We start from the raw sequence: 14,235 nt of genomic DNA, 5'->3' as shown, positions 1-14,235 counted from the left end.
GGTCGAACCTTACCGGGCCAGGTGCTTGTCCAGCCAGCCGAAGACCTCATTGTGCCATTGCAGGCTGTTGGCCGGCTTCAGCACCCAGTGGTTCTCGTCCGGGAAGAAGACCAGGCGGCTCTCGATCCCGCGCCGTTGCAGGGCGGTGAAGGTCGACAGGCCCTGCGAGGTGGGGATGCGGAAGTCGAGATCGCCCTGAACCACCAGCATCGGGTCGCGCCAGTTCTGGACGTGATTGGCCGGGTTGAACTTCTGATAGCCCTCCCGATTCTCCCACGGCGTGCCGCCGTATTCCCACTCGGTGAACCACAGCTCCTCGGTGCCGTAGCCCATGCCGAAGGTGTCGAAGACGCCGTCGTGGTTGACCAGGCATTTGAACTCGCCCGGCCAGTTGCCCGCGATCCAGTTGATCATATAGCCGCCGTAGGAGGCGCCGAGCGCGCAGGCGTTCTGGCCGTCCAGAAAGTCATACTTCGACTGGGCGAAGGCCCAGCCCTTCTGCAGGTCTTCCAGCGGGCGGTCGCCCCAGTGCTGGCTGATGGCGTCGGTGAATTCCTGGCCGTAGCCGGTCGAGCCGTGGAAATCGATCATCACCACCGCATAGCCCGCGCCCGCATAGGTGCCGGGGTTCCAGCGGTAGGACCAGGAGTTGCCGAACGAGCCCTGCGGCCCGCCGTGGATCAGGAAGGCGACCGGATACTTCTGACCCTCGACGTAGTTGGCGGGCTTGATGACGTAGCCGTGGACCGTCTCGTCGTTCCAGCCGGGGAAGCTGAACTGCTCGGCCTCGCCGAAGGCCTTGGTCGCCAGCTGCGGGTTCACATCGGTCAGGCGGCGCGGCATCTCGCGGCCGCGATAGGTCTTGAAGAACAGGTCGCTGGGCGAGGTCAGGGTGTCGACCGCCATGACGAAGCCCGAGGGCGTCTGCTGGAAGGCGCCGACGTGGCCTTCGCCCGTCAGCGGCGTCACCACGCCGTTGCGCGCGTCGATGGCGAACAGGCGGGTCTGACCGACATCGCCCGCAGTGGCGTAGAGAGTGTTTCCGTCCTTGGACCATTGCAGCGTATCCGCCGAACGGTCCCAGTTGGCCGCGATCTGGCGCGTCTGGCCGGTGGCGACGTCGCGCAGGAAGATCGAGAACTTGTCCGCCTCGAAGCCCGGACGGGCCATGGCGCGGTAGGCCAGGGTCTGACCGTCCGGCGAGAAGACCGGGCCGGTGTCCCAGGCCGGGTTGGACTCGGTCAGATTGGTCAGTTGGCCTGGCGCCGATACGGCGACGCTGTAGAGGTCGAAGTTCGTGCTCCACGGCTCGCTGTTCCCGGCCTTGCGCGCCGAGAAGACCAGCGACTGTCCATCAGGCGCGAAGGTGAACTCGCTCTCGTCGCCAAACGGCTTGGAGGGCGTGTCGCCGTCAAAGCCCTTGGTCACCCAGACCGGCTCGCCGCCCGCCTTGCCGTCGGCGCCGATCGACTGGACGAACAGGTGGTTCTGGGTGTGGTCGTTCCACGTATCCCAGTGACGCACGAACATGCGGTCATAGACCTGGCCGGTCGACTTGCGCTCGGCCTCGGTCTTGCCGCGCGCGACCGAGGCGTTCAGGTCGGCCGCATCCGGGTAGACGGCCAGAGACACGGCCACGGCGTCGCTCGCTGCGTTGATGCGATAGGCGTTGACGTCGGTCGGCAGGGCCGTGACCTGCGTCGCCGTCGCGCCCCTGTCGGCCGAGACCCAGACCTGGCTCGAACCCGAACGGCCCGACAGGAAATACAGCTTGCCGTCGGCGCCCCAGCGGGCGGTGTTGGCGCCGCCTTCGGAAATCGCCAGCTTCTGCGGCTGAGCCTCGCCCTTCAGGCCCAGGATGTAGAGGGCGCTCGAGCGCTTGTTGGCCGCCACGTCGGTCTGGGTCAGCGAATAGACCACCCACTCGCCGTCCGGCGATACCTGGGGGTCGCCCAGCCGGTTGGCCGAGATCATGTCCTGATAGGTGAAGGCGGCGCGGGCCTGGGTCGTCGCCGGGGCCGTCGCTGCGGCCGGAGCGGCGAGCGCCCCCTCGGCCAGGGCCGGCAGGGCCGTAGCGGTCAGCAGGGCGGCGGCGCTGAGGCCGGACAGGAGGTGGGGCAGGCGGCGCATTCAGGCGCTCCTCATGCGGATGTGAAGTCTGGCCGAAGGCCTAACACCGCCGCGCGCCGCCCGCAAAGCCTCCTGTTTAAGGGGCCGTTTGCTGACCTTCCTTCGTCCAGTCGGCCGTCCAGTCCAGAATCTCCTGCTGCCACTCGACCCAGGTTTGCGGCTTGAGCACCCAATGGTTCTCGTCCGGCACATGGACGAAGCGGCTGGGAATGTTCAGCCGCTGCAGGGCCGAGAAGGTCGCCAGCCCCTGCTCCATCGGCACCCGGAAGTCCTTGGAGCCGTGCAGCACCAGCATCGGCTTCTTCCAGTCGCCGGCGTAGGTCTCGGGGTTGTGCGCGTCATAGACGGCCTTGCGGTCCCAGGTCGCGCCGCCGAACTCATGGATGAAGGTCGAGATGTCCATGGCGTTCATCAGTTGCGGCACGTCGAACACCCCGGCGTGGTTGACCAGGCAGCGCCACGGCTCGTTCCACTTGCCCGCGATCATATTGACCATATAGCCGCCGTAGGAGGCGCCGAGCGCGCAGGCCCGCTGGCCGTCGATCCAGGGATTGGCCGCCAACGCCGCCTGCCAGCCCTTTTGCAGGTCTTCCAGCGGACGATCGCCCCAGTGGTCGTTGATGGCGTCGGTGAAGGCCTGGCCGTAGCCCGGCGAGCCATGGAAGTTGACCATCACCACGGCATAGCCCGCCGCCGTATAGACCTGCGGATTCCAGCGGTAGGACCAGCTCTCGGTCCAGGGCGACTTGGGCCCGCCGTGGATCAGATAGACGGCCGGATATTGGCGGCCCTCGACGAAGCCTGCGGGCTTGAACACCCAGCCGTGCGCCGTCTCGTCGTTCCAGCCGGGGAAACGGATCTCCTCGGGGCGCGGCAGGTCGATGCGGGCCAGCAGCTCGGCGTTGTGCTGCGTCGCCTGACGGGCGGTCTGGCCGTTCTTGGCGATGAAGATCTGCGTCGGGGCCGTGAAGCTCTCATGGGCATAGGCCAGAACGCCGCCGACCTCGTCGAAATCACCGACCGAGCCGATGTCGGTCAGGGCCTTCACCGCGCCGGTTCGGGCGTCGATCTCGAACAGGCGGTTCTGGCCTTCGTCGGCGGCCGTCACGTAGAGCGCACGGCCGTCCGAACGCCAGGTCAGGCCGCCGGGGCCGCGATCCCAGTTCGTCAGGGCGCGAGCGTTCGCGCCGTTCGCATCGGCCACCATGACCACCGGCTGGTCGCCGCCCACGTTCTCGCGCGGGGCGGCCAGCCAGGCCAGGCGCCGTCCGTCGGGCGACAGGGCGGGCGCGCCGTCCGGCCCCGAATGGTCCGGGGTCAGGTTGACGGCGGGACCGCCGTCCAGGCTCAGGCGATACAGGTCGCTGTTGTTGGTGAAGGGCGCGCGGTCGTCCTGCATCCGCGTCGAATAGATCAGGGTCCGTCCGTCGCGCGAGAGCGTCAGCCCGCCTTCGCCCACGCCGACGTCCGCATCCAGTCCGGCGGTCAGATCGCGCGGCGCGCCCTCGGCGAAGCCCGAGCCGTTCAGCGGTTGCAGGAAGAGGTGGCTCTGGCGTCCGTCAGCCCAGCGGTCGAACACCCGCAGCGGCATCCGGTCATAGACCTGCTGGGTCGACTTGGCCCGCTCGGCCAGTCGGTCCCTGGTGCAGTCCAAGGTCTCGCAATCCGTATAGACCGACACGCCCAGCACCAGGGCCTTGCCGTCCGGCGTGAAGCGGAAGCCCGACACGGAGACCGGAAGCGTCGTCGCCTGCGCCGCCGCCAGACCCTCGCGGTCCGCGCGCCACACCTGGTTCGATCCGCCGCGCGACGACAGGAAATAGATCGACTGCCCGTCCGGCGCCCAGCGCGCGCTCGAGACGCCGCCGTCGGAGATCGGCAGGCGACGCGGCGCCGTCGCGCCGTCGACGTCGGCCATCCACAGGCCGGTCTGGTTCTTGTTGCCGGCCCAGTCCGTGGTGGTCACGGCGTAGATGACGCGGCGTCCGTCGGGCGAGACGCGCGGATCGCCGACCCGTTCCATCGTCGCCAGATCCTTCAGGCCGAGACGATCGGAAGCCGGGGCCTGGGCCGAAGTCGCAGCCGCGACCGGCGTTTCCTGCGCCAGCGTCGGCGTCGCCGCCAGGCCGCCCGCCAGCAACAGCATCTGGACGGCCGCCGCCGTCATCCAGTGTGATCGGGTCATTACGCTACACTCCCCCCAAAGAATGGTCAGGCTTCCTGCATAGGGGGCCGTTCCCGCTTCGCCAAGCGGGATGGCGCTTGCCCGCCGCCGCCGCCTCGGCGACAAGCAGGCGATGAGTCCGGCTCTTCACATCGTCGACGTGCTGATCGCCGAGCGCGCGCCCCGGCTGACGGGATCGGCCGCCTGGCCCTGGCGCGGCCCGCCCTCTACGGCCTGCTCGACTACGCCAAGGCGCGACGCATGGCCGACGCCATCGGCCCCATGGCGGGGCGCCAGGCGCTGGACTATGTCTCCGACCTGCTGGAGTTGACCGTGCGGACGGCGCATCTGGATCGCCTGCCCGCCTCGGGCCGCTGTCTGGTGGTGTGCAACCATCCGACCGGCATCGCCGACGGCCTGGCCGTGCATGACGCCCTGCGCACGGTGCGAAACGACCTGATCTATTTCGCCAACGCCGACGCCCTGCGCGTCTCGCCGCGCCTGTCGGAGACCGTCGTTCCCGTCGAATGGGTCACGGCCAAGCGCACGCGCGAGAAGACCCGCGCCACGCTTCAGGCGGCGAAAGAGGCGTTCGAGGCCGAACGCTGCGTCGTCATGTTCCCGGCCGGACGTCTGGCCCGCGTCGGCCCGAACGGTCTGCTGACCGACCCCGAATGGGCCGCCACCGCTGCCTCCCTGGCCCGCAAATACGAGGCGCCGGTGATCCCGATCCACGTCGCCGGTCCGACCAGCCGCCTGTTCCACCTGTTCGACAAGGTGTCGCAGGAGCTGCGCGACATCACCCTCTTCCACGAACTGCTGAACAAGAAGGGCCGCGCCTTCGACCTGATCGTCGGCCGCCCCATCCCGCCGCTGGCCCTGGACGTCGACGCCCAGGCCGCCACTCTGAAACTGAAAACCTTCGTCGAGCGGATCCTGGCCGCCGATCCTGACGCGACCTTCGCCTGATGCCCTCCGCATGACGACTTTCGACCTTCCCGACGCCGACGCCACCACCCGCCTCGGCGAAGCCATCGCCCCCCTGCTGGAACCGGGCGAGGCCGTCCTGCTCTACGGTCCGCTGGGCATGGGCAAGTCGACGCTGGCGCGGGGCCTGATCCGCGCCCTGACGCGCCCCGACGAGGACGTGCCGTCGCCGACCTTCACCCTGGTCCAATTCTATGAGAGCGACCCTCCCATCGCCCATTTCGACCTCTATCGCCTGACCCGGCCCGAGGAAGCCTTCGAGGTCGGGCTGGACGAGGCGCTGGACGAGGGCTGCGCCCTGATCGAATGGCCCGAACGACTGGGCGACGACCCCGGCCGGATGCTCGGCCCCGACCGGTTGACGATCACCATCGCCGAGGACGGCGAGGGTCGCCTTGCGACCGCAACTGGCGCAGGCTCGTGGGAAGCCAAACTGAAGGAACTCCATGTCTGACCGCGAAGCCCTCCGTCTCGACTTCCTGCGCTCGGCCGGGCTGGCCGAGGCCGTCCGCGCGCCCCTGCCCGGCGACGCCTCGACGCGACGCTACGAGCGGCTGACCACGCCCTCGGGCGCCTCCCTGATGCTGATGGATCAGGCCCCCGCCGCCGAAAGCCGGCCCTGCGATCCGTCGTGGACGCCGGAACAGCGCCACGCCCACGGCTGGAACGCCGTCGCCCGCCTGTCGGCCGGACGCATCGAGGCCTTCGCCGCCGTCGCCGCCCATCTGAAGTCGCTCGGCCTGTCCGCGCCCGAGATCGTCGCCGTCGATGCTCCGAACGGCCTGGCCCTGATCGAGGATTTCGGCGACGCCCTGTTCGCCCGCGTCATCGAGGACGGCGCCGACCCCGCCCCCTCTATCGCGCCGCCGTCGAGGCCCTAGCCGTCCTGCACGCCGCCCCGATGCCCGGTATCCTGACCGGCCCGGCTGGCGACTGGCCGCTGCTGCCCTATGACCAGACGGCGCTGCAGGGCGGGGCCGACCTGTTCGTCGACTGGCTGCCGAAACTGATCCCGACCCTCAGCTTCGACGAGGCCGCCGTCGCCGAATGGCGCGCCGCCTGGGCCCCGATCACCGTTGCGGGCGAGGCGGGCGCGACCGTAATGGCCCACCGAGACTATCACGCGGAGAACCTGATCCGGCTGGACGGCAGGACCGGCGCCGCCTCGGTCGGGATGATCGACTTCCAGGATGCGGTGAAGGCCCACCCGTCATGGGATCTGCACTCCCTGCTGCAGGACGCCCGCCGCGACGTGGCGCCCGAGCTGGAGGCGCTCGTTCTCGACCACTATTTCGCCCTGCGCCCCGAGACCGACCGCGAGGCCTTCATGGCCGCCTACGCCGGTCTGGCCGCCCTGAACGAGGCGCGCATTCTGGGGATCTTCGCCCGCCTGATCGCCCGCGACGGCAAGCCCCGCTACGCCGCCTTCATGCCGCGTATGTGGACGCACCTGAACGCCAATCTGCAGGCGCCGGGCCTCGAAGCCGTCGCCGCCTGGATGGACCGCCACGTGCCGGAGGATGTGCGTCGATGAAGACTATCGCTCTCTTCCTTCTCCCCTCGGGGAGAAGGTGGGCCGCGCAGCGGCTCGGATGAGGGGGCTCGTTCGTCCAAGCTCACCCCTATCGTCTGATCGCGCGCCCGACGCCGCCCGCCCCCTCATCCGTCATGCTCCGCATGACACCTTCTCCCCCGAGGGGAGAAGGATCGGAGAACGCGCATGACCGCCCCCACCACCGCCATGGTCCTCGCCGCCGGGCTCGGCACGCGGATGCGCCCCCTGACCAACGATCGGCCCAAAGCTCTGGTCGAGGTCGGCGGCAAGGCGCTGATCGACCATGTTCTCGACCGACTGGCCGAGGCGGGCGTGACCGACGCCGTGGTCAACGTCCACTGGTTCGCCGACCGGCTGGAAAGCCATCTGGCCGCCCGCACGCGTCCAGCCATCACCATCTCCGACGAGCGCGCCGAACTGCTGGAAACCGGCGGCGGCCTGAAGAAGGCCCGCCCCCTGCTGGGCGACGGCGCCGTCTTCGTCGCCAATATCGACAGCGTCTGGATCGACCGGGGCGATGCTCTGGGCGACCTGATCCGCCTGTGGAATCCCGCGCGCATGGACGCCGCCCTGCTGCTGGCCTGGCGCGAAGGCTCCATCGGCTTCGAGGGCGGCGGCGACTTCTTCCTCGGCGACGACGGCGCCCTGACCTTCCGGGACGAGGCCGCCAGCGCGCCCTACGCCTATATGGGCGTCCACATCACCCGGCCGGACTACGCCGACCACGGCCCCGATGGTCCCTTTTCGCTCAGCCCCCTGTGGCGCGCCTCGGCCGCCGAGGGTCGCCTGTTCGGCTGCGTGCTGGACGGCGACTGGATGCACGTCGGCGACCCGCAGGCGCGCGACGAAGCCGAGGCGCGACTGAAGGCGGAGACCTGATCATGACGGGGGGCGCTTCGATCCGTTCGCCGGAAGCGGGCCGCGCTGGCGCGCCGTGCCCGCCTGGCGGCCCTTCCTCGAAGACATGGCGGCGGGGGTGCTGAACTGGCTGGGCGACGCCCCGCCCGAGACCCTGACCGACGCCACCATCCTGTTGCCCAACCGCCGCGCCGCCCGCGCCTTCTCCTTCGCGCTCGGCAAGCTGGCGGGCGAGCGCCCCGTTTTGCTGCCTCAGGTCCGCCCGCTCGGCGATCTGGAAGAGGACGAGCCGCCCTTCGCGCCCGGCGAACTGGGGCTGGACCTGCCGCCCGCCATCGCCCCTTTGACGCGCCGCTTCGAGATGGCGCGCATGATCGCCGAGGATTTCGAGCCGGGGATGAAGCCCCTGCGCGCCCTCGAAATGGCCGATGCGCTCGGCGCCTTCCTCGATTCCTGCCAGCTTGAGGAAGTCTCCGACCTGTCGCGCATCGCCACCCTGGCGGAACAGGATCTAGCCGAGCATTGGCGCGAGAGCGCCCGCTTCCTCGGCCTCGCCGTCGAGGCCTGGCCCAAGCGGCTGGAGGCGCTGGGACTGGTCGATCCCGCCTGGCGCCGCGCCACCCTGCTGCGCCGTCTGGCCGAGGCCTGGGACGCCCGCCCGCCGCAGGCCCCTGTCATCGCCGCCGGGTCCACCGGCACCGTTCCCGCCGCCGCCGACGTGCTGAAGGCCGTCGCCAGCTCGCTGCAGGGCGTGGTCGTCCTGCCCGGCCTCGACCTTGATCTGGCCGCCGATGCCTGGGACCGCATCGACGACCAGCACCCGCAGGCGGCGCTGAAGGCTCTGCTGGCCCGCGCCGAAGTCACGCGCGAGGCCGTCCAGCCCTGGTTCCAGCCATCGCTCGACCCCGCCGTGGAAGCCCGTGGTCTGGCCCGCCAGCGCCTGATCAACGAAGCCCTTCGCCCTGCCGAGGCCACCGACGACTGGCGTCGCGAGATCAAGCGCCTTCGCGCTCGCTCGGCCGAGGCGGGCCGCGCCGCCGACCCCATCGCCGAGGGCCTGTCGGGCCTGACCGTCCTGTCCGTCCGCGCCGAGGAGGAGGCGGCGACCGCCGTCGCCCTGATGATGCGCGAGAGCCTTGAGCAGCGCGGTCCCGACGGCCGCCCGATCACCTGCGCCCTGGTGACGCCGGACCTGCAACTGTCGCGCCGGGTCGAGGCGCGGCTGGCGCGCTGGGGCATTGTCGCCGACTCCTCCACCGGCCAGCCGCTGTCGCGGATGACGGCGGGCGTGCTGGTCGACCTCGGCGCCCGCTTCCTGGCCGAGTCGCTGAAGCCGCAGACCCTGTTGGCCCTGCTGAAGCACCCGCTGGTCCGCCTTGATCTGGGCGAGACCTCGCTGCACGAGGCCGCCGAAGCGCTCGAGGAGCACGCCCTGCGCGGCCCGCGTCCGCGTCGCTGGTCCCAACTTCAAGAACGCCTGCTGAAGGTGGCCGAGCCCCGGCGCGGCGGCCTGCCGTTGGCCGACTGGAAGCTGGCCCGGCTGAAGGGCGCGCAGACCCTCGCCGACCGGCTGGAGGCGCTGGCGACCGCCCGCCCCTGTCCTCCGGACGAGGCCGCCGGCACCCTGACTGCCCTGATCGAGGCGCTGGCGGGTCAGAACGCCTGGGCCGGGCCGGATGGCGAGGCGGCGGCGTCCCTGCTGTCGGCCCTGATCGAGGGCGGCGGCCCGCTGGGCGACACCACGCCCGCCGAGTTCGCCGATCTGATCGCCGCCTTGCTGGCCGAGACGACGGTGCGGACCGGCGGCGCCACCCATCCGTCCCTTCGCATCCTCGGCGCCATCGAGGCGCGTCTGGCGCGGGCCGACCGCATGATCCTGGCCGGGCTGGAGGAGGGCGTCTGGCCCAACGCCGCCCCGGTCGATCCCTTCCTGTCGCGGCCGATGCGCGCCGCCCTGCCCCTGCCCGCGCCCGAGCGGCGTCTGGGCCAGACGGCGCAGGACTTCGTTCAGGCCGCCTGCGCCGACGAAGCCGTTCTGGTCCACTGCGAGCGTCGCGGCGGCCAGCCCGCCGTGCGCTCGCGCTGGCTGTGGCGGCTGGAGATGCTGACGCGCGGCGCCGACGCGCCCGACACCCCGGTCAAGCTCAGCGCCCCCGAGGGCGTCGCCGACTGGACCGAAGCCCTGGACGCCCCGCCGCCCGGCCCGGCCCGGCTGGCCCCGCGCCCGGCCCCCACGCCCCCGGTCGAGCGCCGCCCCCGCAGCCTCTATGTCACCGGGGTCGAGCGCTGGGTCCGCGATCCCTACGCCCTCTACGCCCGCCGCATCCTCAACCTCGAACCGATGGAGCGCCCCGGCGCCTCGGCCGAGGCCCTGGCGCGCGGCAACGCGGTGCACAAGGCCATCGAGCGCCTGACCGAGGACTGGCCCGACCTGCTGCCCGACGATCTAGACGCGGTGATCGAGCGCCTGCTGCTGGAGGAGCTGGGCGCCCACGGCTTCGAGGACGCCGCCATGGCCCGCGAGGCGCCGCTGGCCAGGAACGCCGCCCGCTGGCTGGCCGGGTTCGAGACCGAGCGCCGCGCGCGCGGCGTGACCCTGCTGATCGAACAGCAGGGCGCCCTGACCTTTGAGGCGCCAGGCGGCCCCTTCACCGTCAAGGCCTACGCCGACCGCATCGAGGTCGGCGCCCTGTCCGCCGCCGTCATGGACTTCAAGACCGGCCAGGTTCCGAGCGCCAAACAGATCAAGGCGGGCTTCGCGCCCCAGCTGACCCTGACCGGCGCCATCCTCGCCGCCGGCGGCTTCAAGGAGACGAACGGCCCCGTCGCGCCGGAGGAGCTGACCTATGTCCGCGTCGTCGGCCGCAAGAAGGCGGGCGAGGTCGCCGTGCGCGCCGCCGGGCCGGAAGCGCAGATCCTGTCCGACGCCGCCCTGCAAGGCCTGATGGCCCGCGTCGCCGAGTTCGACCGGCCGGAGACGCCCTACCTCTCGTGGGCCGCGCCTCATCTGATGGGCAGCTACAGCCCCTACAACCTGCTGGCCCGCGTCTGGGAGTGGCACGTCATCGGCGGCGGCGAAGAAGGAGAGGCGGAATGAACCTCCACGTCCGGGACGGCCTCAATCCCCAGACCCGCGCCGCCGACCCGGCCCGCTCGGTCTTCGTCACCGCCAACGCCGGATCGGGCAAGACCACCACCCTCGTCAGCCGGGTGGCGCGCCTGCTGCTGGGCGGCGCCGCGCCCTCGGCCATCCTGTGCGTGACCTACACCAAGGCCGCCGCCGCCGAGATGCAGGCGCGCCTGTTCGAGACTCTGGGCAAATGGGCCGTCATGGACGACGGCGAACTGTCGGCCGAACTGGCCAAGCTCGACGACAGCGACGCCGGCGCCCTCAACCCCGCCCGCCTGTCCGAGGCCCGTCGCCTGTTCGCCCGCGCCCTGGAGACGCCCGGCGGGCTGAAGATCCAGACCATCCACGCCTTCTGCGAAAAGCTGCTGCGCCGCTTCCCCATCGAGGCGGGCGTCTCGCCGCGCTTCACCGTGCTGGAGAACGAGGCGGCGATCGCCCTCAGCCACGCCGCGCGCGAAGACCTGGCCCGCGCTGCTCTGGCCGACGCCGAAGGGCCGATCGGCGAGGCCTACAGCCATTTCGCGGTCGAGCTGGACTGGGGCCGCTTCCAGGATCTGCTGGCCCTGATCGAGGCCAAGCGCGCCGAGCTGACCGACTATGTCGCCCGCGTCGCCGACGGCCGCGCGCCCGGCCCTTACGTCCTGACCGGCGCCGATCCGCAAAAGACGCCCGAGGACATCGAGGCCGACTTCCTGCGCTGGCTGGACCGGGGCGAGGTCCGCCGCATGGCCGAGCTGATGGCGACCGGCTCCAAGACCGACAAGGACCGCGCCGCCGAACTGATCCACGCCCTCGACCACGACTGGAGCTTCCACGGCCTCGGCGTCGTCTTCCTGACCGGCTCCGGCTCGCCACGCAAATCGATGGCGACCAAGCAGGCGCCGCCCGACGCCGCAGGCTGGCTTGCCGATCTTCAGGACAAGTTTCTGGCCGCACGCGACCAGCTGCGCGCCGCCAAGGTCGCCGACGACACCATCAAGCTGCTGACCCTCGCCAACGCCCACGCCGCCCTCTACGAAGCGGCCAAGACGGCGCACGGTGCGCTGGACTTCTCGGACCTGGTGGCGCGCACGGTCGAACTGCTGACCGTGCGTTCGACCGCCGCATGGGTGCTGTACAAGCTGGACGGCGGCGTCGACCATGTCCTGATCGACGAGGCCCAGGACACCGCCCCCGAACAGTGGGCCATCATGCGCGCCCTGACCGGCGAGTTCTTCACCGTCGAGGGGACCGACCGCACCGTCTTCGCCGTCGGCGACGAGAAGCAGTCGATCTACTCCTTCCAGGGCGCCCGGCCCGAGCGGCTGAGGCAGGAAGCTCAGGTCTATGACAGCCTGATCACTGAAGCAGGCGGGGCCTTCGAAGGCGTGCCGCTGGAGACCTCCTACCGCTCGACCGCGGCGGTGCTGTCGTTCGTGGACGCAGTCTTCGCCACGCCCGAACGCGCCCGCGCGCTGGTCGGGGAGGCGGGCGAGATTCCGCACCATACCGCCGCCCGCCTGGGCCAGCCCGGCGCGGTCGAACTGTGGCCCCTGTTCATCGACGAGGCCCCGCCGGAGCGCGACGCCTGGACCGATCCCGTCGATCAGGAAGGAACCGCCAGCGCCCGCAAGCGCATGGCCCAGACCCTGGCGTTGGAAATCAAGCGCCAGGTCGAGACCGGCGCCGTCGTCTTCGACAAGGGCGGGACGCCTCGCCCCTGCGGTTACGGCGACTTCCTGATCCTGGTCCGCCGTCGCGACGCGACCTTCGAGGAGATTATCCGCGCCCTGAAGGCGGCGGGCGCGCCGGTGGCGGGCGCCGACCGGCTGAAGTTGTCGCAGCACATTGTCTTTGACGACCTGAAGGCGCTGGCCCGTTTCGCCCTCTTCCCCGGCGACGACCTGACCGTGGCCGAGGTGCTGCGCGGCCCCTTCTGCGACGTGGACGAGGACAGCCTGTTCGAGCTGGCGGGCCGCGAGAAGCGCGACGGCCTGTGGCGCGAACTGAAGCGCCGGGCGGACGAGCGACCGGAGTGGGGCGGGGCGCTGGACCTGCTGCGCGCGGCGCGGAGCGCCCGCGATCTCGATCCCTTCGGCTTCTTCTCCCGCCTGCTGAATCGGATGGACGCGACCGGCATTTCAGGCCGCGCCCGCATCCTGACCCGACTGGGCCGCGAGGCTGAAGAAGCCATCGACGAGACCCTCAATCAGGTGCTGGCCGCCGAGGGACGCGGCGGGACCGATCTGGAGACCTGTCTCGCCCTGCTGGAAGCCGCCGATGTCGAGGTGAAGCGCGAACTGGAAGGCCCGCGCGGCGAGGTCCGCGTCATGACCGTTCACGGGGCCAAAGGGCTAGAGGCGCCGATCGTCATCCTGCCCGACACGACGATGAAGGCGAAGGCGCAGGGGCCCTCGTTGATGCCCGTCGCCACCGAGAGCGGCGAAGCCTGGCTGATGTGCCCCGGTTCGTCGAAGGAGGACTGCCCCGCCTCGGCCGACGCCCGCGCGGCGCGCGAGATGCGGGTCGCCGATGAATCCCTGCGCCTGCTCTACGTCGCCCTGACCCGCGCGCGCGATCGGGTGATCGTCATGGGACGCGGCTCCAAACGCGCGCCCGAGGCCGGGGACTGGTGGTCGGTGATCGAGAAGACCTTCGACCGACTGGGCGATCAGGTGCGCGAACTGGACGGCGGCGTCCGCCGTTACGGCGCCGATCCTGACAGCCTGCCCGCCGCCGTCGCCGCCGCCGAGATGCGCGCGGAGGCGCCCGACTGGGCGCGGACCAACCCGCCGCGCGCCGCCGCCGCCCGCTTCGCCTCGCCCTCGCAGATGCAGGAACAGAAGCGCATCCCGGCGCCGTCGCCCTTGGCGCGCGGCGAAGGCCCCGGCGCGGGTCTGGGCCGCTTCCGGCGCGGCGACCTGATCCACCGCCTGCTGGAGCGCCTGCCGGACCTGCCGTCGCCTGACCGTCCCGACGCCGCGCACCGGATGCTGGCGCGGGAGCGCGACCTGACCGAGGATCAGCGCGCCGAGATGATCGCCGCCGCCTTCGGCGTTCTGGACGACGCCCGCTTCGCCCCCGTCTTCGGCCCCGGCAGCCGCGCCGAGGTCGCCCTGACCGGGACCGCGCCCGACCTGCCGTCCGGCGTGTCGATCTCGGGCCGCATCGACCGGCTGGTGGTCACGCCCGAGCGGGTGCTGGTCGTCGACTTCAAGTCCAACCGTCCCGCGCCCGATCTCGTCGAAGACGCCGATCCGGCCTATGTGCTGCAGATGGCGATCTACGCTGCCGTGCTGCGCCGCCTCTATCCAGACCGCGCGGTCGAGGCAGCCCTCGTCTGGACCGACGGGCCGAAGCTGATGGCGGTTCCGCAAGCCCTGATGGACGCCGCTCTCGAAAATGCGCGTTGATTTGTCGGGGATTCTGCAC

Annotated in this window: 6 protein-coding genes and 2 pseudogenes; 6 read left to right on the top strand and 2 right to left on the bottom strand. The window is 70.9% G+C overall.

What is annotated here, in order from left to right:
• Positions 1–9: 9 nt before the first annotated feature.
• Together AC52GN_RS14460 and AC52GN_RS14455 are read right to left on the bottom strand one after the other, a co-directional pair.
• Positions 10–2,130 (bottom strand): S9 family peptidase, encoded by a 2,121-nt coding sequence (locus tag AC52GN_RS14460; protein WP_496527536.1) that lies wholly within the window; start codon positions 2,128–2,130, stop codon positions 10–12.
• Positions 2,131–2,206: 76 nt separating this feature from the next.
• Positions 2,207–4,315 (bottom strand): dipeptidyl-peptidase 5, encoded by a 2,109-nt coding sequence (locus tag AC52GN_RS14455; RefSeq protein WP_496527535.1) that lies wholly within the window; start codon positions 4,313–4,315, stop codon positions 2,207–2,209.
• A gap of 70 nt (positions 4,316–4,385) precedes the next feature.
• Here AC52GN_RS14455 and AC52GN_RS14450 point away from each other — a divergent pair.
• The 6 genes and pseudogenes from AC52GN_RS14450 (at position 4,386) to addA (ending at position 14,216) form a co-directional block, all read left to right on the top strand.
• A pseudogene (locus AC52GN_RS14450) lies at positions 4,386–5,263 on the top strand (GNAT family N-acetyltransferase).
• Positions 5,264–5,273: 10 nt separating this feature from the next.
• The gene (tsaE, locus tag AC52GN_RS14445; protein ID WP_496527534.1) at positions 5,274–5,735 is read left to right on the top strand and encodes a tRNA (adenosine(37)-N6)-threonylcarbamoyltransferase complex ATPase subunit type 1 TsaE; all 462 of its coding nucleotides are present in this window, start codon (positions 5,274–5,276) and stop codon (positions 5,733–5,735) included.
• Positions 5,728–6,815, top strand: a pseudogene (gene amgK, locus AC52GN_RS14440) (N-acetylmuramate/N-acetylglucosamine kinase AmgK). Before tsaE ends, amgK begins: the two are co-directional and overlap by 8 nt.
• 186 nt (positions 6,816–7,001) lie before the next feature.
• Positions 7,002–7,715, top strand: coding sequence for an N-acetylmuramate alpha-1-phosphate uridylyltransferase MurU (murU, locus tag AC52GN_RS14435; RefSeq protein WP_496527533.1), 714 nt, complete (start codon positions 7,002–7,004; stop codon positions 7,713–7,715).
• Positions 7,716–7,770: 55 nt separating this feature from the next.
• Entirely contained in the window at positions 7,771–10,791 is a 3,021-nt protein-coding gene (gene addB / locus AC52GN_RS14430) for a double-strand break repair protein AddB (protein WP_496527532.1), read from the top strand.
• On the top strand, positions 10,788–14,216 hold the full coding sequence (gene addA / locus AC52GN_RS14425; RefSeq protein WP_496527531.1) for a double-strand break repair helicase AddA: 3,429 nt from the start codon (positions 10,788–10,790) through the stop codon (positions 14,214–14,216). The genes addB and addA overlap by 4 nt, the downstream gene beginning before the upstream one ends.
• Positions 14,217–14,235 lie beyond the last annotated feature (19 nt).

This window comes from Brevundimonas sp. SS2672 (assembly GCF_059579685.1).
This window is presented reverse-complemented; position numbering and strand designations above follow the sequence as displayed.